Here is a 22,371-nt window from a genome sequence, read left to right on the forward strand (position 1 = left end):
GCGATGCAAATGGCCTCATCGCTGGCAAGCCAGCTCCCACAGGGTTTCAGGTGTTCACACGGTATTTGTCTGACAGAAGTTCACTGTGGGAGCTGGCTTGCCAGCGATGGCGTCGGAACTGATTGCAGCGTCATCCGCCACCAGCCGCAAATTCAGCCGCAACCCCGCCCCGGCATTCTCCGCCCACACCGTCCCGCCCTGGCGCTGCACCGCATTCCTGGCAATGCTCAACCCCAGACCAAACCCGCCATCCCCCGGGCGTGAGCCGTCGAGGCGGGTGAACGGCGAGAAGATCCGTTGCAGATCCCCCTCGGCCACCCCGCCGCCCTGATCCTCCAGCCACAAATGCCAGTAATCATCGTCACGCCGTCCATCGAGGCGCACGATGCCGCCCTCGGGCGAATGGCGGATGGCATTACGCAGAATATTTTCCAGCGCCTGCGCCAAAGTATTGAGGTTGCCGCGCACCCAGCACGACGCCGGCACCGCGCACTGCAATTGCAGGCTCGGCCAGCCGCTTTCATAACAGGCGTTGTCGGTGAGCATTTCCCACAGCGCCTGGATCTGGATCGCTTCGTCCGCCAAGGGCGCGCGTTCGGTGTCGAGCCAGGCCAGTTGCAAAGTGTCTTCGACCAGCCGCTGCATGCCGTCGACTTCACGGCCGATGCGCTCGCGCAGTTGGCGCAGATCCTGTTCGCTTTCACTGGCCACCCGCAGCCGGCTCAGCGGCGTACGCAATTCATGGGACAGGTCGCGCAGCAGCTGCTGTTGCAGGGCGACGGTGGATTGCAGGCGTTCGGACATTGAGTCGAAGGCCCGCGCCAGCTCGCCGAGTTCGTCCGGGCGCTGGGTGATGCCGCTCGACAGACGCACATGCAATTGGTCGGCACGCCAGGCGTTGGCCTGCTCACGCAAGTTATTCAACGGCACTACCAGCAAGCGATACAGGCCAATGCACAGCAATAAGGTGAACAGCCCCGGAATCACGCCGTTGGTGATCACCCGCCAGAACACCCGGTATTTCCCCGGCAGGAAACGCTCGGGCAACTCAATCACCAGACTGCCGGCGGACGGGTCCTTCGGAAACGGCACGCGCAGCCACGGCCGGCCCTTTTTGTGGATCGGCCAGTCGAGGCCGCGCAAAAAGGTCAGGTGCTGGATTTCCTGTTCATTCAGCGGCTCGCTGCTCAACGATTGCAGATTGCGGTCGATCACCCCGACCCAGGCCGCCTCGCGCAACTCCATACTCTGCAACCAGTTATCGACACCGTCGCGCTCACCGCGCTGCCACGCCCGCTCGGCCTCGCCGGCATAACGGCTGAGGGTGCCGCGCGCCTCGTCGGAGAGGAACTGATTGCGCTCCTCCATGTAACGCCCCCACGACCAGCTCAGCCAGATCATCAGCAGACAGAACGCCACCAGCAGACACGCCAGTTTCCAGAACAGCGAATGCCGCCCCGGCAAGTCAGAGACTTTCATCGGGCGCACTCAGCACATAACCCTTGCCCCATACCGTGCGCACTTCTCGTTCGGTGTAGCCGATGGCCTTGAGTTTGCGGCGGATCTGGCTGATGTGCATGTCGAGGCTGCGGTCGTGGGCCGCATAGCCGCGTTGCAGCACGTGCTGATACAGGAAGGCCTTGCTCAGGACTTCTTCATCGTTGCGATTGAGGGTTTCCAGCAAGCGGTATTCGCTGCGGGTCAAACCGGCAGCTTGCGCGTTATAGAAGACCTCGCACTGTTCTTCGTCGAAACGCAGCGCGCCGTGAATCGCCGCCGGTGCAATGGCTGCCGGGCGCCGATCCAGCGCCACCCGGCGCAGGATCGCCTCGATCCGCACATGCAGCTCGGCCATGCTGAACGGCTTGGGCAGGTAATCATCGGCGCCCAGACGAAAGCCGCTGATGCGATCGGCCTCGGCGCCCAGCGCCGACATCAGCAGCACCGGCGTCGAATGGCTCTGGCGCAACTGCGTCAGCACCTTCAGGCCATCGAGCCCCGGCAACAGAATGTCCATCAGCACCACGTCGAACGGCTGATGGCGGGCGATGTTCAGCCCTTCCTGCCCGTTCTGGCACCAGGTCACCGCAAAGCCGCTCCGGCCCAGGTGTTCGTGAACATAGGCACCGAGCACCGGGTCGTCCTCGATGGCAAGAATGCGTGGCAGGTCGGTGGAAACAGGAGTCATGAGTATCTGCAAATAATTCTCAGTTGGCCGATTATTCAAGATTGCCCGCCATCGGGCAACCCAAGCTTGACCGGCCGGACAAACGCGCCTCGCCCTGGCGGCCGAGGGCGAGATGATTTTTCCGAAGATTGCCTGCCTGCAAATCGCTACACTGCGCCAATGTCGCGTGCCGGACGCACGTGCGAGTCAACAGTTCAGCGGGATGCAGGAGATGGGTGTGCTCAAGAAACTGGGAATCAAAGGTCGCGTATTGTTGCTGACCCTGTTGCCCACCAGCCTGATGGCGTTGGTGCTCGGTGGCTATTTCACCTGGATGCAACAGTCCGATTTGCAGACCCAACTGATGCAGCGCGGTGAAATGATCGCCGAGCAACTGGCACCATTGGTGGCGCCCGCCATGGGCCACGGCAACACCGATCTGCTCGAACGCATCGCCACCCAATCGCTGGAACAGCCTGACGTGCGCGCCGTCACCTTCCTCGCCCCAGATCGCACACCGCTGGCGCACGCCGGTCCGACCATGCTCAATCAAGCCCCCAGTGGCGACAGTGCACAACTGCAACGGCGCAGCGGCAATGACGCCACACGTTATCTGATGCCGGTGTTCGGCAAGCATCGCAACCTCGCCGGCGACGTGATCCCGCAAGAATCCGAGCGCCTGCTCGGCTGGGTCGAACTGGAGCTGTCGCACAACGGCATGCTGCTGCGCGGTTATCGCAGTCTGTTTGCCAGTCTGCTGCTGATCGCCGCGGGCCTCGCCGGCGCGGCCCTGCTCGCCTTGCGCATGGGCCGCACCATCAACCGCCCGTTGAGCCAGATCAAACACGCCGTTGCGCAACTCAAGGACGGTCATCTGGAAACCCGCCTGCCACCACTCGGCAGTCAGGAACTGGACGAGTTGGCCTCGGGCATCAACCGCATGGCCGGGACCCTGCAGAACGCGCGCGAAGAACTGCAGCACAGCGTCGATCAGGCCACCGAAGACGTGCGGCAGAACCTGGAAACCATCGAGATCCAGAACATCGAACTGGACCTGGCGCGCAAAGAAGCGCTGGAGGCGAGCCGGATCAAATCCGAGTTCCTCGCCAACATGAGCCACGAAATCCGTACGCCACTCAACGGCATTCTCGGCTTCACGCATCTGTTGCAGAAAAGCGAGCTGACCCCGCGCCAGCTCGACTATCTGGGTACCATCGAAAAGTCCGCCGACAGCCTGCTCGGGATCATCAACGAGATCCTCGACTTCTCGAAGATCGAGGCCGGCAAACTGGTGCTCGATCATATCCCGTTCAACCTGCGCGACCTGTTGCAGGACACCCTGACGATTCTGGCGCCGGCGGCGCACGCCAAGCAGTTGGAGCTGGTGAGCCTGGTCTATCGCGACACGCCGCTGTCGCTGGTCGGTGACCCGCTGCGGCTGAAACAGATCCTCACCAACCTGGTCAGCAACGCGATCAAGTTCACCCGCGAAGGCACCATCGTCGCGCGCGCCATGCTTGAGGAAGAACACGAAGACAGCGTGCAACTGCGCATCAGCATTCAGGACACCGGCATCGGCCTGTCGAGTCAGGATGTGCGCGCGTTGTTCCAGGCATTCAGTCAGGCCGACAACTCGCTGTCGCGCCAGCCCGGCGGCACCGGTCTGGGTCTGGTGATTTCCAAGCGCCTGATCGAACAGATGGGCGGCGAAATCGGCGTCGACAGCACCCCGGGCGAAGGCTCGGAGTTCTGGATCAGCCTGAGCCTGCCGAAAACCCGCGACGACACCGAAGATTTGCCGGCCCCACCGCTGCTCGGACGCCGCGTGGCGGTGCTGGAAAATCACGAACTGGCGCGCCAGGCCTTGCAGCATCAACTGGAAGACTGTGGCCTCGATGTCACGCCATTCAATACGCTGGAGAGCCTGACCAACGGGGTCACCGGCGCGCACCAGACCGATCAGGCGATCGACCTTGCGGTGCTCGGCATCACCAGCAACGACATGCTCCCGGAGCGCCTGAACCAGCACATCTGGGATCTCGAACACCTCGGTTGCAAAGTGCTGGTGCTGTGCCCGACCACCGAACAGACGCTGTTCCATCTCTCGGTGCCCAACCCGCACAGTCAGCTCCAGGCCAAACCGGCCTGCACGCGCAAATTGCGTCGGGCGCTGGCGGATCTGGCCAACCCGCGCCAGCCGCGCAGTGAGCCGGGCGAACCGCTGTCGAGCCGTGCTCCGAAAGTGCTGTGCGTCGACGACAATCCGGCCAACCTGTTGCTGGTGCAGACCCTGCTCGAAGACATGGGCGCCAAGGTGCTGGCCGTGGAAAGCGGCTACGCGGCGGTCAAGGCAGTGCAGAGCGAATCCTTCGATCTGGTGCTGATGGACGTGCAGATGCCGGGCATGGACGGACGCCAGACCACCGAAACCATCCGCCAGTGGGAAAGCGAACGGCATTGCACACCGCTGCCGATCGTCGCCCTCACCGCCCACGCCATGGCCAACGAAAAACGCGCCTTGCTGCAAAGCGGCATGGACGACTACCTGACCAAACCGATCAGCGAGCGGCAACTGGCGCAAGTGGTGCTGAAATGGACGGGGCTGGCCTTGCGCAATCAAGGCGCGGAGCGCGCCAGCGAGAGTGCGACGGGCAGCAACGAACTGCCCGTGATCGACCACGAAGAAGGCTTGCGCCTGGCCGCCGGCAAGGCCGATCTGGCGGCGGACATGCTGGCGATGCTGCTTGCCTCGCTGGAAGCCGACCGCGAAGCGATTCGCGCCGCCAGTGAAGCCCGCGATCACAATGCACTGATCGAGCGTGTGCATCGCCTGCACGGCGCGACCCGGTATTGCGGCGTGCCGCAATTGCGCGCGGCCTGCCAGCGCAGCGAAACCCTGCTCAAACAGGGCGATCCGAAAGCACCGGCGGCGTTGGAGGAATTGGAGCGGGCGATCAATCGCCTCGCGACCCAGGCCAGAATCAGCGCCTGACCCATGGCAATACCGGCGTTGGCAACCGCCGATAAAGTGGTGGTGGTCAACATTGACTCGCCACCCCGTTCCAGGAGGAATACATGCGCACGCTCGTTTTCAGCAGCCAGACCTACGACCGCGACAGTTTCCTCGCCGTCGATTGCCCGGGCGGGATAGAACTGCACTTTCAGCAGGCCCGGCTCAGTCTCGACACCGCCGCCCTGGCCGAGCACCACGAGGTGGTCTGCGCCTTCATCAATGACGATCTCAGTGCGCCAGTGCTGGAGCGTCTGGCGGCCGGAGGCACGCGCCTGATCGCCCTGCGTTCGGCGGGCTACAACCATGTCGATCTGCTCGCGGCGAAACGCCTCGGGTTGGCCGTGGTGCGGGTGCCGGCCTATTCACCACATGCGGTGGCCGAACACGCGGTGGCGCTGATTCTGGCGCTCAACCGGCGCCTGCACCGCGCCTACAACCGCACCCGCGAAGGCGATTTCACCCTGCACGGCCTGACCGGTTTCGATCTGGTGGGCAAAACGGTCGGCATCGTTGGCACCGGGCAGATCGGCGCGACGTTCGCGAAAATCATGCACGGTTTCGGTTGTCAGTTGCTGGCCTACGATCCGTATCCAAATCCGGAGGTTGTGGCTTTGGGCGCGCAGTATCTGAGCCTGCCGGAGCTGCTCGCACAGTCGCGGATCATCAGCCTGCATTGCCCGCTCAATGCGCAAAGCAAACACTTGATCAACCGTGAGTCACTGGCCCATCTGCAACCGGGGGCGATGCTGATCAACACCGGGCGCGGCGGCCTGGTGGACACACCGGCGTTGATCGATGCACTGAAGGACGGCCAATTGGGCTATCTGGGACTGGATGTCTATGAGGAAGAGGCGCAGCTGTTTTTCGAGGATCGCAGCGACCTGCCGCTGCAGGACGACGTGCTGGCGCGGTTACTGACGTTTCCGAACGTGATCATCACCGCGCATCAGGCGTTCCTGACCCATGAAGCCTTGGGTGCGATTGCCGCGACCACCCTGCACAACATCGCGACCTGGGCCGCAGGCACGCCGCAGAACCAGGTCGAAGGTTGAAGGCTTGCCGGTTTATTTCGGCGACAGCGAAGAAGCGAGGATCAGCAACGCCAGCCAGCCGAACCCGAAAAAGCGCTGTTTCATCGAGTGGCCGTTGCGCAGCAGGAACCAGACAAAGACCATCGGCAACAGAAACACCATGATCTTCAACCAGCCTTCCACCGGACGCGAACCATCAGCGTTGGCCTGAGGCTGCGGCGCGGGCTCGGGCTGCCGACGGCGCCGGCCGACAGCGGCCGGTGTCACTTTCGGCGCCGGCTCCGGAGCTGGCGGCGGAACAAAGGCGTCGGGCACGGATTTGTTGCGCGGCAGGCTGCCGAATGAAATCGTCGCGGCGGCTGCCGTCGCCTGCGGCGAGTTGTGGTCATGCTGCTCCGCCATCGGAGCGCCACAATGAATGCACGCCTTGGCTTCGGAGCTGATGCTCCGCTTGCATTCATAACATTCGATCAGCGCCATGTTCCGTTCCCTCAGATTGAAGGGCGGCAGTTTGCCATGAGCGCCAACCGATTTGAACCGGATCGAAGGTCGCACGCGTACGCCATCCTGCAATCCAGCCCGTGCTAGCATGTCGCGCAGATTTGGAGGACCCATGGTCGAACACGATTTCCGCTACACCCTGATGAACCCGCAACACACCCTCACCGAATGCCGCGCCCTCGTACCGGGCCGCTATCAGGTCACCGGCAATGGTGGCTCGATTCGCAACGGTGACGTCCTGTTGGTCACGCTCAAAGGCAGCAAGGACTTGTCCATGCGCCTGACCGTCGACACTGTGCGCCACCTGATCAATCCGCCGGGACAATGGACCGCGATGACCACCGGCCCGGTGTTCGGCGAACTGGCGATCCACACCTGGCAGGTCAACTGCGACAGCTGCGCCAAAGAACTGAACTTCGAGTTCGCCGTGGACGCCAAGCTGGGCAAGAGCGCCGAGAAGCCGGCCGCCACCGCGCGCATCGCCGAGCTGGGCTGGAAAGCCGTCGGCGACAAGCACCTGTGCCCGAAATGCCAGGAGCCTGCGTAATGAAACGCCTTGCCCTGCCGCTGCTGGTCGGTGCCGGTCTGGTGGGCTGCGCCGCAGAGCCTGTGCAATTGCAGCAGAACCGCAGCTACATTCTGGAATGGATCGGCGAGCGGCCCTTAATGGATTACAGCCACCTGACCGTGACCCTCGGCGACGATGGTCGTGCTTACGGCAATGGCGGCTGCAACCACTGGTTCGCGCCGTACACCCTCGACGGCGACAAGCTGAGCTTCGGCCCGATCGGCAAGACCCGCAAACTCTGCGCCCCGGCGCTGATGGAGCAGGAACAACGCTTCCTGCAGGCGCTGCAAGGCGTTGAGCGCTGGGACATCTCCCCGATCGAGCAGATGCGCTTCTGGCCAGCGCAAGGCAAGCCGTTGCGTTGGTGGCTGGAAGAGGGTTAACCCCCTCCTGCTGCTGAGACTACCCTGTGGTGAGGGGATTTATCCCCGATGGGGCGCGGAGCGCCCCCCCTTCGGAGGGTCAGGGTAAACCGAGCTCTCGGGTTTCAGGGCTGCTGCGCAGCCCATCGGGGCGGTGCGACGTTTCGCTAAATCCCCTCACCACAAGACCTCACTTGCCCTACTTTGTCGCCTGCAACGCCTCCAGCTTCGCCATCACCCCCGCCGCCGTCTGCTCACCCATCAACTGCTCACGCACCTTGCCCTTGTTGTCGATGATGTAGGTCACCGGCAAGGCCTCACTGCGCGGCAGGTCGAACAGGTCGGCCGGATCCTGCGCCAGCACGGTGAATTTGATGCCGAGTTTCTCGCTGGCGCTCTTCAGGTCTTCACCCTGGACGTTGTCGAAGTTCACCCCGAACACACCGACATTCTTGCTCTTGAGTTCGTCCGCCAAATGATTGAGCTCCGGGATTTCAGTGCGGCACGGGCCACACCATTCGGCCCAGTAGTTGAGCACTACCCATTGCTTGTCCAGACGCTCGGACGCCACTTTCTGACCATTCTGGTCAATGCCGTAGTCGTTGCCGCAGCCCCCCAGCATCAACGCCCCGATTATCGTCAATGCCGCTGCCAATCGCCGTGTCATGTCATGTTCCCTGGTCAAAAATTGAAGGCGCCTGCGACCCGTTGCCTCTGAAGGTTCTGGATTGCGCGCTGCACAGTTAGAATAGCCGCCACTTTACGCCAGAAGCGACCTGCCATGACCGATCTGACGCTTTATCACAATCCGCGCTGCTCGAAATCCCGCGGCGCGCTGGAACTTCTTGAGGCCCGTGGCCTGACCCCGAACGCGGTGCGTTACCTCGAAACCCCGCTGAATGCGGTGCAAATCAAGGCACTGCTCGGCAAGCTCGGGATCAGCGCGCGTCAGTTGCTGCGCACCGGAGAAGATGAATACAAAATGCTTCAGCTGGCTGACGAAAGCCTCAGCGAAGCGCAATTGATCGACGCCATCGCCCAGCACCCAAAACTGATGGAGCGGCCAATTCTTGAAGTCGGCAACAAGGCCGTGATCGGTCGTCCGCCGGAAAATGTGCTGGAGCTGTTGCCGTGAGCGCGCCCTATATTCTGGTGCTGTATTACAGCCGCAACGGCGCGACCAATGAGATGGCGCGGCAGATTGCGCGCGGTGTCGAACAGGCGGGTCTCGAAGCGCGCTTGCGTACGGTGCCAGCCATTTCCACCGAATGCGAAGCCGTATCGCCGGACATCCCGGATGAAGGCGCGTTGTATGCCACGCTCGATGACCTGAAGAATTGCGCGGGTCTGGCGCTGGGCAGCCCGACGCGCTTCGGCAACATGGCCGCACCGCTGAAGTATTTCCTCGATGGCACCAGCAATCTGTGGCTGACCGGTGCACTGGTCGGCAAACCCGCTGGCGTGTTCACCTCCACCGCCAGCCTGCACGGCGGCCAGGAAACCACTTTGTTGTCGATGATGCTGCCGTTGTTGCACCACGGCATGCTGATCACCGGCCTGCCGTACAGCGAGTCGGCGCTGCTGGAAACCCAGGGCGGCGGTACGCCGTATGGCGCCAGTCATCACGCCGGGACCGATGGCAAAAAAGGTCTGGATCCGCATGAGATGGCGCTGTGTCGTGCCCTTGGCCTGCGTCTGGCCAAGACCGCGCAGAAACTGGAGGGCTGAGGGTGGCGAAGAAGCCGAAAGTCCTGCCCTCTGTCGAGTGGCTCGAACCCCGCGTCAAGGCGATGCGGGTCGTCAGCCTGCTGTGCTTCTTCGGCCTCGCCGGGCTGCTCGCCGTTTACTACCTGGTGTTTGCCGACCTGCATGGCGCCCGACCCTGGGTGATTCTGCTGGTCGAGCTGATCCCGTGGCTGATCCTCGCGCCGGGGATGCTGATGGGCAACGCACGTGCGCACTCGTGGATGTGCTTTGTGGTGAATCTGTATTTCATCAAAGGCGCACTGGCGGCCTATGACCCGAACCGGCAGCTGTTTGGCGTGCTGGAGATGGTCGCGAGCCTGGCGCTGTTCTGCTCGGCGCTGCTGTATGTGCGGTGGCGGTATCAGTTGAATCGCAAGCTGGCTGGCGAGGGCGAAGTCTCTGTCGCCTGACAGATCGCTATCGCTGGCAAGCCAGCTCCCACCGTTTTTGTGTCGATCACAAAATTGTGTTTCAACAAGGATCCTGTGGGAGCTGGCTTGCCAGCGATTGAAGCAACTCGATGTCAATGATTGACGGTGTACGCCAGCATCATCGAAATCTGGCTCATCGGCCGCCCGCCACTCTGTTCATGCCACTGATTGAACGCGTTCTGCACAATCGCCAGATCACGCAGGCTGGTCGGCACCTTGTCGACGATCTTCTGCGCATTCAGCGCCGCGACCACGTCATAGCTCGGCACGAAGGTGTCCTTGCCGACCATGCGCAGGAAGCGCGGCGCCGACAGCCCACCTAACTGACTTCCGTGTTTTTTCAGGTAAGTCCACAGACCGACGATATCGGTCACCGGCCAGTCGGCGATCAGCGCGCCGAAACTGCCCTTCTCCTGCTCGACATCGAGAATGAACTGCGCATTGCGCGGCACGCTCTTGAGCTTGCCCAGGTGGCGGATAATGCGCGCGTCCTGCATCAGGCGTTCAAGATGTTCGGCGCTCATCAGCACGACTTTTTCCGGATCGAACTTGAAGAACACCTCTTCGAAAGCCGGCCACTTGGCGTCCACCAGGCTGTGCTTGAGGCCGGCGCGAAAGACGCGCAAGGCCATGGTCGAGAGGTAGCGGTCGTCGCTGATTTTGCGCAATTGCGCGGGGGTCTTGGGAACGGGCAGATGGGCTTCCAGTTCAGCCGCCGAACCGAAGCGGTTCAGACAGTATTCGTGCAGCCACTTGTAATCGCGCATGCCCTCTCCTATTGAATGAAACGAAAAACCCCATGTGGGGGCAGGCCCTGTGGTGAGGGGATTTATCCCCGATGGGCTGCGCAGCAGCCCCAGCTTTTCTGGGGACGCTTCGCGCCCCATCGGGGATAAATCCCCTCACCACAGGGCTCGCTCCCACAGGGAAGGGGTTTACAGGTTGACGACGTTAACGAAGCGCGAAGCCGCGGTCTCGTCGATCTTCAGGCTGGTGAAGTCGAACAGGTTGCGGTCGGCCAGTTGCGACGGCACGACGTTCTGCAGACTGCGGAAGATGCTTTCAGTGCGGCCCGGAGTCTTGCGCTCCCAGTCCTGAAGCATTTCCTTGACCACCTGACGCTGCAGGTTTTCCTGCGAACCGCAGAGGTTGCACGGGATGATCGGGAATTCCTTGAAGTCCGAGTAGGCCTGGATGTCTTTCTCGTTGCAGTAGGCCAGCGGACGGATCACCACGTTGCGCCCGTCGTCGGCGCGCAGCTTCGGCGGCATCGCCTTGAGGGTGCCGTTGAAGAACATGTTGAGGAAGAACGTCTCGACGATGTCATCGCGATGGTGACCGAGGGCCATTTTGGTCGCGCCGATTTCGTCGGCAAAGGTGTACAGCGTGCCGCGACGCAGGCGCGAGCAAAGCGAGCAGGTGGTCTTGCCTTCGGGAATCAATTCCTTGACCACCGAGTAAGTGTCTTTCTCGACGATGTGGTACTCGACGCCCAGCTCTTTCAGGTAGGCCGGCAGCACGTGCTCGGGGAAACCCGGCTGCTTCTGGTCCATGTTCACCGCGACGATCTCGAACTTGATCGGTGCAACCTTCTGCAGGTGCAGCAGCACGTCGAGCATGGTGTAGCTGTCCTTGCCCCCGGACAGGCAGACCATGACCTTGTCGCCGTCTTCAATCATGTTGAAATCGGCGACCGCTTCGCCGGCCAGGCGGCGCAGGCGCTTTTGCAGTTTGTTCTGGTTGACCGTAAGAGTGCCCATGACGCGAAATCCGTGAGGTGTGACGAAAGGCGGGCATTTTACGCAAAAACCCAGGGAGCGCGAAGGGCCGTGGGTCTGTCCCTTTCAACCGATCCCCTGTGGCGAGGGAGCTTGCTCCCGCTGGGGTGCGAAGCGCCCCCAAACCTGCAGCCGCTATTTTCCTGACTCACCGAACAGCAAGGATTGGCGACTGCTGCGCAGCCGAGCGGGAGCAAGCTCCCTCGCCACAGAGGTGACCCAGCCTCAAATGCGCAAGACCCTGCCGCGATTACGCCCCGTGTTTACAGCGCAATTTGCTCTAAGCCCCTAGTCCCTGTGCGGTTAAGTCCTTTCTATACTGCGACATAAGGTCGCACACATCTGAAGACCTGAATTTGCTCGGCCACCTTGGCCCGTAGGCGCTCCGTTGGGGGGCGATGGCAATAACAAGAGGAGTGACTGGCATGATCCATCACGTAGTGGGACTTTTTACCCACCCCGATCAGGAATGGAAGGAAATCCGTGGCGACCAAGAGGAAAGCATCAGCCACATGTACCTGACGCACACGCTGATCCTGGCGGCGATTCCGGCCATTTCGGCGTTTATCGGCACCACTCAGGTTGGCTGGGTGATCGGCAACCGCGCACCGGTGATGCTCACCGTCGAAAGCGCGATCTGGATGACGGTGATGTCGTACCTGGCGATGCTCGGCGGGGTCGCGGTGATGGGCGCCTTTGTGCACTGGATGGCCCGCACGTATGACGCCAATCCAAGCCTGGCGCGTTGCGTGGCGTTCGCCACCTACACCGCGACGCCGTTGTTCGTTGGCGGGCTGGCGGCGCTGTATCCGCATATGTGGCTGGGGATGATCGTCGGCACGGCGGCCATCTGCTACACGGTGTATCTGCTGTACGTGGGGCTGCCGACGTTCATGAACATACCGTCGGACGAAGGCTTCCTGTTTTCCAGCTCGGTGCTGGCGGTGGGTCTGGTGGTGCTAGTGGCCATCATGGCGTTCACCGTGATTGTCTGGGGCCTCGGCGTAGGACCGGTGTACACCAACTGACAGGTTTCATCCCCCGAGAAAAACAAGATCTGCCAATACAGGCCGCCGCAAGGCGGCCTTCTCGTTTGGCGCATGACCATTCGGCAGGTCAACGATTCGCAAGTCCTGGAGGTTGCGGCATACTCGACGCCTCTGGAGATCCATCAAGCATGCCCGAGCAACTCAATACCCGCGTCGAAGACTGTTACCAACTCGCTGAAGCCTTTTTCAAACGTCATTTCCAACGCCCGGTCGTCAGCCTCAAGCTGCGCGGGCAAAAAGCCGGTGTCGCGCATCTGCACGAGAACCTGCTGCGCTTCAACCCGCAGCTGTACCGGGAAAACACCGAACACTTCCTCAAGCAGACCGTGGCCCATGAAGTCGCGCACCTGATCGCCCATCAACTGTTCGGCGACCGCATCCAGCCGCACGGCGAGGAGTGGCAACTGATCATGCGCGGGGTTTATGAACTGCCACCGGATCGTTGCCACACCTACGCCGTGAAACGCCGCAGCGTGACCCGCTATATTTACAAATGCCCGTGCGCCGACAGTGATTTTCCGTTTTCGGCGCAGCGTCATGGCCTGGTGCGCCAGGGGCGGCGGTATTTGTGCCGGCGCTGTCGCAACACCTTGGTGTTCAGTGGTGAGATGCGGGTGGAATAGGCGGTTTTTGTATTGCCCCGACTGGCCCTTCGCGAGCAGGCTCGCTCCCACAAGGAAATGTGGGAGCGAGCCTGCTCGCGAAGAGGCCGGTACAGACGCTAGAGAATCACCTTGGCTGCCCGCAATTGAGCAATCCGCTCAGCATCAAACCCCAACTCCCCCAGCACCTGCTCCGTGTGCTGTCCCAACTTCGCGCCAACATGCCGCGGCGCCGGCAGTGGCTCGGAAAATTTCAGCGGACAGGCCATCTGCGCCTGTTTCGTACCGTCGCCACGCGGCACCTGGGTCACCAGCTCCCGTGCCTGCAATTGCGGATGCTGCACCGCCTCGCTCAGGTTCAAGACCGGTTCGACACAGGCATCGACTCCGGCGAACAATTCGCACAGCTCGGCAAAGTCGTGCCTCTCGAACTCGACTTTCAGCGCATCCTTCAATAACCGTTGCTGTTCGGGTTTCGGCGACAAGCCCTGCGCCGCCAGCTCCGGCCGGCCCAACGCCGCGCACAGTTGCTGCATGAACCCCGGTTCCAGACTGCCCACCGACAGCCAGCGCCCGTCGCGCGAGCGGTAATAGTCATAGAAGCTGCCGCCATTGAGCATCTGGTCTTCCCAGTGCGGTTCCTCGCCACAGGCCAGATACCCGGCACCGGCCATGGCGTTCAGGCTGAAGGCGCAATCGGTCATGCTCACGTCCAGATGCGTGCCCTGCCCGCTCTGCTGCCGGGCGATGACCGCCGCCAGCAGGCCGATCACCCCATGCAGCGAACCGCCCGCGATATCCGCCACCTGCATGCCCAACGGCAACGGCCCGCTGTCGGTGCGTCCGGTGTAGCTGGAGAGCCCGGCCAGCGCCAGATAATTGATGTCATGCCCGGCGCGATCCTTGTACGGGCCGGTCTGGCCATAGCCGGTGATCGACACGTAAATCAGCTTCGGGTTGATCGCCTTCAGCGCCTCGTAACCCAGGCCCAGACGCTCCATCACCCCGGGACGGAACTGCTCCAGGACAATGTCGTAATCGGTCAGCAGCTGCTTGACCACTTCCAGTGCCTCGGGCTGCTTGAGATCCAGCGCCAGACTGCGCTTGTTGCGATTGAGGTAAGCGTGGCTGGCGGACCCCCCTTGATCGTGCGGCGGCAGCACCCGCAACAGGTCCATGCGCGTGGGCGACTCGATGCGCAGCACTTCGGCGCCCATGTCGGCCAGCAACAGCGAGGCGAATGGCCCCGGTAGCAGGGTCGAGAAATCCAGGATCTTCAGTGAGGCCAGCGGTGCGGACATGGGCGAACTCCTTGGGCGATGCACTCAGACTAGGCAGCGATGCCGCGCACGGCAATCACCGGATGCATCAGCGGCAGTGACCGTAATGCTCAAATCGCAGGCAATAAAAAACCCCTGTAGCGAGGGGATTTATCCCCGATGGACTGCGCAGCAGTCCCCTTCTATCTAAGAAGGGGCCGCCTCGCGACCCATCGGGGATAAATCCCCTCACCACAAGGGTTATCAGGCTCCAGCATTACACTGGAGCCAATTCAGATTACTTGACGTTGCTCGGGGTAGCACCTTCAGCCACACCCAGGTCGTCTTCCGGACGGGTGTCAGCAATACCGCGACCACCCGAAGCCAGCTCGGCTTGCAGCACGTCGGTGTCCAGCTCTTTCACCCACTTGGCAACCACGATGGTCGCCACGGCGTTGCCGACCAGGTTGGTCAGGGCGCGGGCTTCGGACATGAAGCGGTCGATACCGAGGATCAGCGCCAGACCGGCAACCGGCAGGTGACCGACCGCCGACAGGGTGGCGGCCAGCACGATGAAGCCCGAACCGGTCACACCGGCGGCGCCTTTGGACGACAGCAGCAATACCACCAGCAGGGTGATCTGGTGCGTGATGTCCATGTGCGTGTCGGTGGCCTGAGCAATGAACACGGCGGCCATGGTCAGGTAGATCGCGGTACCGTCGAGGTTGAACGAGTAACCGGTCGGGATCACCAGACCCACGACGGATTTCTTCGCGCCCAGACGTTCCATCTTGATCAGCATGCGTGGCAGTACCGATTCCGACGAGGAAGTGCCCAGTACGATCAGCAGCTCTTCACGGATGTAACGGATCATCTTCAGCACGCTGAAGCCGTGCATACGGGCGATGGCGCCCAGCACGATCAGGATGAACGCCAGGCAGGTGATGTAGAAGCAGGCCATCAGTTGACCCAGCTGCACCAGCGAGCCGACACCGTAGGCACCGATGGTGAACGCCATCGCACCGAAGGCACCGATTGGCGCGAGCTTCATGATCATGTTGATGATGTTGAACATCACGTGAGCGAAGCGATCGATGAAGTCGAGGATCGGACGGCCGTAGTCACCCAGGCGGTGCAGGGCAAAACCGAAGATCACCGAGAACATCAGCACTTGCAGGATGTCACCGGTGGCGAACGCGCCGACGATGGTGGTCGGGATCACGTTGAGCAGGAAGCCGACAACGCTCTGGTCTGCGCCTTGCTGCACATAAGTGGCGACTTTCGAGGCGTCCAGGGTGCTGACGTCAATGTGCATGCCGTTGCCCGGCTGCACGATGTTGACCACGATCAGACCGACCAGCAGGGCGATGGTCGAAACGATTTCGAAGTACAGGAGTGCGTAACCGCCGGTCTTGCCGACCGATTTCATGCTTTGCATGCCAGCAATGCCGCTGACCACGGTGCAGAAGATGATCGGGGCGATGATCATTTTGATCAGCTTGATGAACCCGTCGCCCAGCGGCTTAACCGCCACACCGAACTGCGGGTAGTAGTGACCAAGGGCAATACCGATGATGATCGCGACGATCACCTGGAAATACAGGGATTTGTACAGTGGCTGACGAGTCGTCATTGCAAGTGTCCTCAAGCGTCCCGCGGGCAACATCCATCTGTTGAGCGCAGAACCTGAATTGCGAACCCTCCTGCACTGGAGGGATTTGTTGTGTCGAGCAGCGCTATTCCAGCGGAAAGACGCACACTTCTGTCGCTCTTATCGCAAACGCCGTGCCACTTTGGTGCGAATCGCTGCAAGCCTTTTGATATCAGGGTATGCAGGGTATTTTTTGTCACTGCCCGGTGACGCAGGCGTGGCGGATTTCCGCCAAGTCAGCGAATCCCGTCCTACAATTTGGCGGAAATCCGCCTTGTTGCCCTGCGCTTGCCCCGGCTACCATCCGGCGCCTGAGGAAGGATCAGCCGCTTATGCGCGAACGTACCATCGCCAGTCATTTCGCCCGCGCCGCCCTCGGTGGCGCACGCCGTTCGGGATTCGACTATGCGCCGCTGCTGCAGCAACTGGGCATCAGCCCCGAGTTGCTCGACGAGCCACGGGCGCGCATCGCCCCGGAGCAATTCACCCAACTGATCCAGAGCCTGTGGCTGGCGCTGGATGACGAATACCTGGGCTTTGGCAACGCGCCAAGCAAACCCGGCAGCTTCGCGATGATGTGCCACGCGCTGATCCACTGCCGCAATCTGGAGAAGGCACTGCAACGCGGTTTATTGTTTTATAGCCTATTCCCCGCGGCCCCGCGCCTGAGCCTGAGCCGCGAAGACGAATGGGTGCGCCTGAGCCTCGATGATGCGCAGTTATGGGACCCGGATCACTTTCTCAGCGAGAGCCTGCTGGTGATCTGGCATCGCCTCGGCAGTTGGCTGATCGGCCAGCGGATTCGTCTGGAGCAGGCCACCTTCAGTTACCCGAAACCGGCGCACGGTGCCGAGTACGACCTGCTGTTCCCCTGTCCGTTGGTGTTTTGCGCCGAGCAGAGCAGCCTGCTGTTTCACAGCCGCTACCTGCACATGCCGCTGTTGCAGGACGAACGCACCTTGAAGCATTTCCTTGAACGCTCCCCCGCCGACCTGTTGTCGCGCCCGGACGACGGCGACAGCCTCAGCAGCCGCCTGCGCCGTTTGCTCAGCCGCGACAGCGCGCACTGGCCGGACCTGGAAGCGGTGGCTGCGCAGTTGCACATCAGCCCGCAGACCCTGCGTCGGCATTTGCGTGAGGAAGGCACCAGTTTTCAGGAATTGAAGGATCAGTTGCGCCGCGACATCGCGATTTATCATCTGGGACGGGCGGATCTGTCGTTGCAACAGATTGCCGAGCAACTGGGGTTTTCCGAACCGTCGGCGTTTCACCGGGCGTTCAAGAAATGGACGGGGCTGACACCGGGGGCTTATCGGGCGCAGGAGCAGTGATCTGCTCGCCGTCTGTGGCGCCTTGACTGGCCTCATCGCTGGCAAGCCAGCTCCCACAGGTGTTGATGTCGTTCAAGGAATTTGTATACGACTCGGACACTGTGGGAGCTGGCTTGCCAGCGATGGCGCCCGAAAGACCAACACCTAAACCGCAGGAAACTGAATCCTGAATGCCGCCCCGCCCATCGGCGAATCCCCGAGCATCAGCTTGGCGTTGTAGCTTTCGATGATGTCCTTGACCACCGCCAGCCCGATGCCCTGCCCCGGATGCTGACGATCCAGTCGTTCGCCGCGCTCAAGGATTCGCGCGCGCTGATTCGGCGGCACGCCGGGGCCGTCGTCTTCGATGCACAACTCGATACCGGTCAGGCTCTCGCGCACGCTGATGCGCACTTCGCTCAGGCACAGGCGATAGGCGTTTTCCAGCAGGTTGCCCATCATCTCCAGCAACGCGCCCTGTTCGATCGGCACATAACATTGCTCCGGCAGGTCAAACGCCACTCGAACATGTTTGTCGCGGTAAACCTTGTCCAGCGTATCGCACAGGCTCTGGAGCACCGGCCGCAGCCGCACCTGATGGCGCACCAGACCGCTTTTGCGCAGGCTGGCCCGTTGCAGTTGATAGCTGATTTGCTGGCTCATGCGTTCGATCTGGGTTTGCAGCACCCAGGCTTGATCGCGATCTTCCGGGCGTTGGGCCATGTCTTCACTGACCCCTTGCAACACCGCCAACGGGGTTTTCAGGCTGTGCGCCAGGTCATCGAGAGAGTCGCGGTAACGGCTGCGTTGCTGGCGTTCACTGTGCAGCAAACGGTTGAGCGAGCCGGTCAGGCGCAGCAGTTCGCGCGGGTGCTGTTCGGTGAGGCTTTCGCGGGTGCCGCTTTCGATTTCGTCGAGTTCCTGACTCAGCCGACGCAGCGCCTTGAGGCCCCAGGTCAGGCCGATCCACAACAGCGCCAGCAGCACCAACAAGGCAGCGCCGAAGCCCAGATAGAGGTTCTCGCGCAGGCCTTCAAGGGTGTTTTCATATTCGCGCACCGGTTGCAGCGCAACGATACTGAAAGCCGCGCTCTTGCCGCCGAGCAGTTTGACTTCGACGTCGTAGACGAAAAACTCCTGGCCGTTGCTCTCGCGGATCCGCGCGAACTCGTTACCCATGCCGTCGTAACGCGGCTTGTAGTTGATCTGCTCTTCCTGCGTACCTTTCGAGCGCCAGACCAGTTTGCCTTCGCGGTCGTAGATGTAGCCGAGCAGGCGGTTGTCGGTGAGATTGAAGCGCTCATCCGGCAGTTGCGCCGGCATCACCAGATGACCACTGTCGACGCGTGCCGCCGAGATCAGCGTGGTGACGTCCGACGCCAGGCGCTGCTCGATCGAGTCCTGCAGTGCCAGGCTGAACGCGCCTTGCATGGCCGGCAGCAAGCCGAGCATGAACAACACCGCCAACGTGGTGGCGGCGAGCATCAAGCGAACGCGAAGAGAACGAATCAAGTGCAGCGCTCATTGAACAGGTAGCCGAGACCACGCACGGTATCGATCGGCTTGAACCCGCCCGGGCCTTCAAGCTTGCGGCGCAAGCGGCCGACCAGCACTTCGATCACGTTCGGATCACGCTCGTCGTCGTCCGGATAGAGCTGTTCCATCAGGCGATCCTTGGGCACCACTTGCTGGTGGTGGCGCATCAGGTATTCGAGGATGCGGTATTCGTAGGCGGTCAGCGCCAGCGGCTCTTCATCCAGTGACGCCTGCTTGCGATTGAGATCAAGCAACAGCGGCCCGGCAACGATGGTCGACTGGGTGAAACCGCTGGAACGGCGCAGCAAGGCGTTGAGGCGCGCATCGAGTTCTTCGAACTGGAACGGCTTGACCACGTAGTCGTCGGCACCGGCGGCGAGGCCCTCGACCTTGTCCTGCCAATTGCCACGGGCAGTGAGAATCAGGATCGGAAAGGTCTTGCCGCTCGAACGCAACTGGCGAATCAGGTCCAGACCGCCCATGCCGGGCAGACCGAGGTCGATCACCGCCAGATCGAAGTTGAACTGTCCGGTCTGGTACAGCGCCTCTTCGGCATTGGCCACGGACTCGACCACGTGGCCACTCTCCGTCAGGCGGGTTTGCAGGTGATGGCGCAACAGCGCTTCATCTTCGACGACCAACAGCTTCATAACGCTCTCCCGGGTAAATCAAAAACTCCAACAACGCATGTGTGGGAGCGGGCTTGCTCGCGAAGGCGATGTATCAGCCAACAGTGTTGTCGACTGATAGACCGCTTTCGCGAGCAAGCTCGCTCCCACAGGGTCTAGAGCGAACCGCGCTTTAGAAAGCGTAGTTCGCCGACAGGTAAGTCTGGGCGCTGCTGGTCAAGTCCAGCGAGCCTTGCTTGCTGCCACCGCTCTCTTTCATTTCAGTGCTGGCGTTGCTCATCAGGTAACGGTAGCCAAGTTCGACCGACACATTCTGCGCCACCTGTTGCAGCACACCGAACTGGCCACCGACGGCGTACCCGATATCGCTGTCACGGCTGTAGCCTGGCGAATCCTGGGTCAGCTTGGTCAAACCGGCCGTGGCGCCGCCGAACAGCTTGGTGCTGCCGCCCACTGGATAGAACAGATCGTAACTGCCCAGCAGATTTTCCTGGCGCAGTTTAATGCCATTGTGCGAACCGGACACGTTGTCGTAGGTGGCGTAGTAGCGACCTTGCGAGTTTTGCTGACCGAGGCGCACGCCGTAGGTGTTGTTGCCGTCGATTGCACCGCTGGCGTCCGGGTGGCCAAGGTTGTCGTTCAGCGCGTGGGACTTTTTGACCTTGTCACTGGTCTGGCCAAAGGTCAGGCCGGCGAAGTTGCTGGTGTCATCGGCATGTGCCGCAAGGCTGGAGCCCAACAAGGTAAAAGCCAGCAGCAGTTTGTTCAGACGATTCATCGCGTTTCCTCTATCACAGTGCTGTTTGGGTATGGCGCAAGGTTACTGACCTGCCCCTGTACCTGCCCTGAACACTCTCTGAACCTGCGCTGAATCAAATCGACTAGGCTGTCCTGACCACTTTCGATAAGGAGACCGACCATGCGCCTGTTCCTCGCCCTCGCCTTGCTCGCCGCCAGCAGTCTGGCCAACGCCGCGATCAAGACTCAGGAGATTCCCTACCAGAGTGCCGACGGCACCAGGCTGATCGGCTACTACGCCTACGACGACGCGATCAAGGGCAAACGCCCGGGAGTCGTCGTGGTGCATGAATGGTGGGGCTTGAACGACTACGCCAAACGCCGCGCCCGCGATCTCGCCGAACTGGGCTACAGCGCGCTGGCGATCGACATGTATGGCGAGGGCAAGAACACCGAGCACCCGAAAGATGCGATGGCGTTCATGCAGGCCGCGACCCAGGATGCCGCTGCCTCCAGCAAGCGCTTCGAGGCCGGGTTGAATCTGCTGAAAAAGCAGCCGCAGACCGACGTCAATAAAATCGCCGCCATCGGCTACTGCTTCGGCGGTGGCGTGGTGCTCAATGCGGCGCGTCAGGGCGAGCCGCTGGCGGGCGTGGTGAGTTTCCACGGTGCGCTGGCGACCACCACCCCGGCGACGCCCGGCAGTGTGAAGGCGAAGGTTCTGGTCGAACACGGCGCGCTGGACAGCATGGTCACTGCCGACAACGTCACTGCGTTCAAATCTGAAATGGACAAGGCCGGCGCCGACTACAGATTCGTCAGCCTCGACGGCGCCAAGCACGGTTTCACCAATCCGGATGCCGATCGCTTGAGCCACGGCGATCACGGTGGCCCGGATATCGGCTACAACAAAGCGGCCGATGAAAAATCCTGGGCGGACATGAAGGCGTTCTTCCAGAAAATCTTCAGCTGACCCACTTCGCCCCCTGTAGGAGCTGCCGAAGGCTGCGATCTTTTGATCTTGCTTCTTAAGATCAAGAACAAAAGATCGCAGCCTTCGGCAGCTCCTACAGGGTCAGCGACGCCTGATACAGGTTTTGGCTCTACCCAGCATCCGCGCCAACCGGCAAAATGCCCGCCATGAATTCCAGCCCGCCCCTCCCCGCCTGCTGCACCCCGCTCGACGCCCATTGGCCGTTGCCCAACGTGTTGCCTGACACCGTCCTGCTCAGCACCCGTTTCGATCCGAAGCAACTGCTCGGCGATGACTTCCAGCGCAGCGCCATCGAGCCGCCGCCGAGCATTCAGCGCTCGGTGGCCAAACGGCAGGCCGAGTTTCTCGCCGGGCGGATTTGTGCCCGGGCTGCGCTGCAGCAACTGGAAGGCTCAAATGTGATTCCGGCGATTGGCGAAGACCGGGCGCCGGTGTGGCCGGCGCACATCTGCGGCTCGATCACCCACAGCACCGGACGCGCGGCGGCGATTGTCGCCAACAAGCGACACTGGCGCGGCTTGGGCATGGACCTGGAAAACCTGCTCGAGACCGAGCGTGCCGAACGCCTGGCCGGGGAGATCCTCACGCCAGCGGAATTGCAGCGCATGGCCGCCGGCTCGCGAGAGCAACTGGGGTTGTGGGTGACCCTGACGTTTTCGGTGAAAGAGAGCCTGTTCAAGGCGCTGTACCCGATTGTGCAGAAGCGCTTTTATTTCGAGCACGCCGAGGTGCTGGAGTGGACGGAGCAGGGTCAGGTTCGCTTGCGCTTGCTGACCGATCTTTCAGGTGAATGGCGTCATGGCACCGAGCTGGACGCGCAGTTCGGGGTGCAGGATGGGCAGTTGTTGAGTCTGGTCAGCATTCCTGCCTGAAGATTTTTCAGCGCCGGTGAGGGGCCCATCGCTGGCAAGCCAGCTCCCACAGGTTTCAGGGGTGTATCCAAAACGTGTGCTGCCCCCGGACAATGTGGGAGCTGGCTTGCCAGCGATGGGGGCCGGCAAAACCA

The 22,371-nt window shown here is 61.6% G+C and carries 23 protein-coding genes; 12 read left to right on the forward strand and 11 right to left on the reverse strand.

The annotated features are described in order from the left end of the window. Window positions 1-54: 54 nt before the first annotated feature. Together AC193Q_RS12660 and AC193Q_RS12665 are read right to left on the reverse strand one after the other, a co-directional pair. Window positions 55-1,479: a histidine kinase sensor domain-containing protein gene (locus tag AC193Q_RS12660; RefSeq protein WP_483879581.1), complete on the reverse strand. Its 1,425-nt coding sequence runs from the start codon at window positions 1,477-1,479 to the stop codon at window positions 55-57. Beyond that, on the reverse strand, window positions 1,466-2,188 hold the full coding sequence (locus tag AC193Q_RS12665) for a response regulator transcription factor (RefSeq protein WP_041067521.1): 723 nt from the start codon (window positions 2,186-2,188) through the stop codon (window positions 1,466-1,468). Before AC193Q_RS12665 ends, AC193Q_RS12660 begins: the two co-directional genes overlap by 14 nt. 217 nt (window positions 2,189-2,405) lie before the next feature. On the opposite strand from AC193Q_RS12665, the gene AC193Q_RS12670 reads away from it, so the two are divergent. Together AC193Q_RS12670 and AC193Q_RS12675 are read left to right on the forward strand one after the other, a co-directional pair. After that, window positions 2,406-5,159: a response regulator gene (locus tag AC193Q_RS12670; RefSeq protein ID WP_095669292.1), complete on the forward strand. Its 2,754-nt coding sequence runs from the start codon at window positions 2,406-2,408 to the stop codon at window positions 5,157-5,159. A gap of 83 nt (window positions 5,160-5,242) precedes the next feature. After that, window positions 5,243-6,232, forward strand: coding sequence for a 2-hydroxyacid dehydrogenase (locus AC193Q_RS12675; protein WP_121186698.1), 990 nt, complete (start codon window positions 5,243-5,245; stop codon window positions 6,230-6,232). Between the two features lie 12 nt (window positions 6,233-6,244). Here the strand turns inward: AC193Q_RS12675 and AC193Q_RS12680 are convergent, their stop codons facing one another. Then, complete coding sequence (locus tag AC193Q_RS12680) at window positions 6,245-6,691, reverse strand: hypothetical protein (protein WP_483879582.1); 447 nt, start codon at window positions 6,689-6,691, stop codon at window positions 6,245-6,247. Window positions 6,692-6,824: 133 nt separating this feature from the next. Between AC193Q_RS12680 and AC193Q_RS12685 the strand changes: the two genes are divergently transcribed. Together AC193Q_RS12685 and AC193Q_RS12690 are read left to right on the forward strand one after the other, a co-directional pair. After that, window positions 6,825-7,259: a hypothetical protein gene (locus AC193Q_RS12685; RefSeq protein WP_041067531.1), complete on the forward strand. Its 435-nt coding sequence runs from the start codon at window positions 6,825-6,827 to the stop codon at window positions 7,257-7,259. Then, window positions 7,259-7,663 carry an META domain-containing protein gene (locus tag AC193Q_RS12690; protein ID WP_047295783.1) on the forward strand — a complete coding sequence of 135 codons (405 nt, stop codon included), beginning with the start codon at window positions 7,259-7,261 and terminating at the stop codon, window positions 7,661-7,663. Before AC193Q_RS12685 ends, AC193Q_RS12690 begins: the two co-directional genes overlap by 1 nt. A 178-nt stretch (window positions 7,664-7,841) precedes the next feature. Here the strand turns inward: AC193Q_RS12690 and AC193Q_RS12695 are convergent, their stop codons facing one another. Beyond that, window positions 7,842-8,309, reverse strand: a complete 468-nt coding sequence (locus AC193Q_RS12695) for a TlpA disulfide reductase family protein (RefSeq protein ID WP_041067536.1) — start codon at window positions 8,307-8,309, stop codon at window positions 7,842-7,844. A 114-nt stretch (window positions 8,310-8,423) separates the two neighbouring features. On the opposite strand from AC193Q_RS12695, the gene arsC reads away from it, so the two are divergent. Genes arsC through AC193Q_RS12710 form a run of 3 tightly spaced genes read left to right on the forward strand, consistent with a single transcriptional unit; the run spans window position 8,424 to window position 9,798 of the window. Next, window positions 8,424-8,777: an arsenate reductase (glutaredoxin) gene (gene arsC, locus AC193Q_RS12700; RefSeq protein ID WP_483879583.1), complete on the forward strand. Its 354-nt coding sequence runs from the start codon at window positions 8,424-8,426 to the stop codon at window positions 8,775-8,777. After that, a complete protein-coding gene (gene wrbA, locus AC193Q_RS12705) occupies window positions 8,774-9,370 on the forward strand; it encodes an NAD(P)H:quinone oxidoreductase (protein ID WP_483879584.1) in 597 nt (198 codons plus the stop codon). Before arsC ends, wrbA begins: the two co-directional genes overlap by 4 nt. Before the next feature lie 2 nt (window positions 9,371-9,372). Beyond that, window positions 9,373-9,798 (forward strand): DUF2069 domain-containing protein, encoded by a 426-nt coding sequence (locus AC193Q_RS12710; RefSeq protein ID WP_121186704.1) that lies wholly within the window; start codon window positions 9,373-9,375, stop codon window positions 9,796-9,798. 113 nt (window positions 9,799-9,911) lie between these two features. Here the strand turns inward: AC193Q_RS12710 and AC193Q_RS12715 are convergent, their stop codons facing one another. Continuing rightward, window positions 9,912-10,586 (reverse strand): DNA-3-methyladenine glycosylase I, encoded by a 675-nt coding sequence (locus AC193Q_RS12715; protein WP_121186706.1) that lies wholly within the window; start codon window positions 10,584-10,586, stop codon window positions 9,912-9,914. 168 nt (window positions 10,587-10,754) lie between these two features. Continuing rightward, a complete protein-coding gene (gene ttcA / locus AC193Q_RS12720; protein ID WP_041067551.1) occupies window positions 10,755-11,579 on the reverse strand; it encodes a tRNA 2-thiocytidine(32) synthetase TtcA in 825 nt (274 codons plus the stop codon). Window positions 11,580-12,022: 443 nt separating this feature from the next. On the opposite strand from ttcA, the gene AC193Q_RS12725 reads away from it, so the two are divergent. Both AC193Q_RS12725 and AC193Q_RS12730 read left to right on the forward strand, forming a co-directional pair. Continuing rightward, window positions 12,023-12,625 (forward strand): Yip1 family protein, encoded by a 603-nt coding sequence (locus AC193Q_RS12725; RefSeq protein ID WP_053122787.1) that lies wholly within the window; start codon window positions 12,023-12,025, stop codon window positions 12,623-12,625. 149 nt (window positions 12,626-12,774) lie between these two features. Further along, window positions 12,775-13,269, forward strand: coding sequence for a SprT family zinc-dependent metalloprotease (locus AC193Q_RS12730; RefSeq protein WP_047295796.1), 495 nt, complete (start codon window positions 12,775-12,777; stop codon window positions 13,267-13,269). 98 nt (window positions 13,270-13,367) lie between these two features. On the opposite strand, the gene AC193Q_RS12735 is transcribed toward AC193Q_RS12730, so the two are convergent. Together AC193Q_RS12735 and AC193Q_RS12740 are read right to left on the reverse strand one after the other, a co-directional pair. After that, entirely contained in the window at window positions 13,368-14,549 is a 1,182-nt protein-coding gene (locus AC193Q_RS12735) for a CaiB/BaiF CoA transferase family protein (RefSeq protein ID WP_483879585.1), read from the reverse strand. Between the two features lie 256 nt (window positions 14,550-14,805). Beyond that, window positions 14,806-16,140 (reverse strand): dicarboxylate/amino acid:cation symporter, encoded by a 1,335-nt coding sequence (locus tag AC193Q_RS12740; protein WP_041067561.1) that lies wholly within the window; start codon window positions 16,138-16,140, stop codon window positions 14,806-14,808. 350 nt (window positions 16,141-16,490) lie between these two features. Here AC193Q_RS12740 and AC193Q_RS12745 point away from each other — a divergent pair, with 350 nt between their 5' ends. Continuing rightward, on the forward strand, window positions 16,491-17,489 hold the full coding sequence (locus AC193Q_RS12745; protein ID WP_047295800.1) for an AraC family transcriptional regulator: 999 nt from the start codon (window positions 16,491-16,493) through the stop codon (window positions 17,487-17,489). Window positions 17,490-17,633: 144 nt separating this feature from the next. Here the strand turns inward: AC193Q_RS12745 and AC193Q_RS12750 are convergent, their stop codons facing one another. The 3 genes from AC193Q_RS12750 to AC193Q_RS12760 all read right to left on the reverse strand — a co-directional run bounded on the left by AC193Q_RS12750 (window position 17,634) and on the right by AC193Q_RS12760 (window position 20,411). Next, window positions 17,634-18,980, reverse strand: coding sequence for an ATP-binding protein (locus AC193Q_RS12750; RefSeq protein WP_047295802.1), 1,347 nt, complete (start codon window positions 18,978-18,980; stop codon window positions 17,634-17,636). Then, a complete protein-coding gene (locus AC193Q_RS12755) occupies window positions 18,977-19,654 on the reverse strand; it encodes a response regulator transcription factor (protein WP_027612288.1) in 678 nt (225 codons plus the stop codon). Before AC193Q_RS12755 ends, AC193Q_RS12750 begins: the two co-directional genes overlap by 4 nt. A gap of 151 nt (window positions 19,655-19,805) precedes the next feature. Beyond that, window positions 19,806-20,411: a membrane protein gene (locus AC193Q_RS12760; protein ID WP_027612287.1), complete on the reverse strand. Its 606-nt coding sequence runs from the start codon at window positions 20,409-20,411 to the stop codon at window positions 19,806-19,808. A 141-nt stretch (window positions 20,412-20,552) separates the two neighbouring features. Here AC193Q_RS12760 and AC193Q_RS12765 point away from each other — a divergent pair, with 141 nt between their 5' ends. Both AC193Q_RS12765 and AC193Q_RS12770 read left to right on the forward strand, forming a co-directional pair. Next, complete coding sequence (locus AC193Q_RS12765; RefSeq protein ID WP_483879586.1) at window positions 20,553-21,344, forward strand: dienelactone hydrolase family protein; 792 nt, start codon at window positions 20,553-20,555, stop codon at window positions 21,342-21,344. 167 nt (window positions 21,345-21,511) lie between these two features. Further along, a complete protein-coding gene (locus tag AC193Q_RS12770; protein WP_483879587.1) occupies window positions 21,512-22,237 on the forward strand; it encodes a 4'-phosphopantetheinyl transferase family protein in 726 nt (241 codons plus the stop codon). Window positions 22,238-22,371 lie beyond the last annotated feature (134 nt).

The organism is Pseudomonas sp. F2 (assembly GCF_057174385.1).

What these genes read in the sequence shown, in the direction of transcription:
- AC193Q_RS12660 (WP_483879581.1), bottom strand. Translation starts at nt 1,479, where the DNA reads ATGAAAGTCTCTGACTTGCCGGGGCGGCATTCGCTGTTCTGGAAACTG.
- AC193Q_RS12665 (WP_041067521.1), bottom strand. Translation starts at nt 2,188, where the DNA reads ATGACTCCTGTTTCCACCGACCTGCCACGCATTCTTGCCATCGAGGAC.
- AC193Q_RS12675 (WP_121186698.1), top strand. Translation starts at nt 5,243, where the DNA reads ATGCGCACGCTCGTTTTCAGCAGCCAGACCTACGACCGCGACAGTTTC.
- AC193Q_RS12680 (WP_483879582.1), bottom strand. Translation starts at nt 6,691, where the DNA reads ATGGCGCTGATCGAATGTTATGAATGCAAGCGGAGCATCAGCTCCGAA.
- AC193Q_RS12685 (WP_041067531.1), top strand. Translation starts at nt 6,825, where the DNA reads ATGGTCGAACACGATTTCCGCTACACCCTGATGAACCCGCAACACACC.
- AC193Q_RS12690 (WP_047295783.1), top strand. Translation starts at nt 7,259, where the DNA reads ATGAAACGCCTTGCCCTGCCGCTGCTGGTCGGTGCCGGTCTGGTGGGC.
- AC193Q_RS12695 (WP_041067536.1), bottom strand. Translation starts at nt 8,309, where the DNA reads ATGACACGGCGATTGGCAGCGGCATTGACGATAATCGGGGCGTTGATG.
- arsC (WP_483879583.1), top strand. Translation starts at nt 8,424, where the DNA reads ATGACCGATCTGACGCTTTATCACAATCCGCGCTGCTCGAAATCCCGC.
- AC193Q_RS12715 (WP_121186706.1), bottom strand. Translation starts at nt 10,586, where the DNA reads ATGCGCGATTACAAGTGGCTGCACGAATACTGTCTGAACCGCTTCGGT.
- ttcA (WP_041067551.1), bottom strand. Translation starts at nt 11,579, where the DNA reads ATGGGCACTCTTACGGTCAACCAGAACAAACTGCAAAAGCGCCTGCGC.
- AC193Q_RS12725 (WP_053122787.1), top strand. Translation starts at nt 12,023, where the DNA reads ATGATCCATCACGTAGTGGGACTTTTTACCCACCCCGATCAGGAATGG.
- AC193Q_RS12730 (WP_047295796.1), top strand. Translation starts at nt 12,775, where the DNA reads ATGCCCGAGCAACTCAATACCCGCGTCGAAGACTGTTACCAACTCGCT.
- AC193Q_RS12735 (WP_483879585.1), bottom strand. Translation starts at nt 14,549, where the DNA reads ATGTCCGCACCGCTGGCCTCACTGAAGATCCTGGATTTCTCGACCCTG.
- AC193Q_RS12740 (WP_041067561.1), bottom strand. Translation starts at nt 16,140, where the DNA reads ATGACGACTCGTCAGCCACTGTACAAATCCCTGTATTTCCAGGTGATC.
- AC193Q_RS12745 (WP_047295800.1), top strand. Translation starts at nt 16,491, where the DNA reads ATGCGCGAACGTACCATCGCCAGTCATTTCGCCCGCGCCGCCCTCGGT.
- AC193Q_RS12755 (WP_027612288.1), bottom strand. Translation starts at nt 19,654, where the DNA reads ATGAAGCTGTTGGTCGTCGAAGATGAAGCGCTGTTGCGCCATCACCTG.
- AC193Q_RS12760 (WP_027612287.1), bottom strand. Translation starts at nt 20,411, where the DNA reads ATGAATCGTCTGAACAAACTGCTGCTGGCTTTTACCTTGTTGGGCTCC.
- AC193Q_RS12765 (WP_483879586.1), top strand. Translation starts at nt 20,553, where the DNA reads ATGCGCCTGTTCCTCGCCCTCGCCTTGCTCGCCGCCAGCAGTCTGGCC.
- AC193Q_RS12770 (WP_483879587.1), top strand. Translation starts at nt 21,512, where the DNA reads ATGAATTCCAGCCCGCCCCTCCCCGCCTGCTGCACCCCGCTCGACGCC.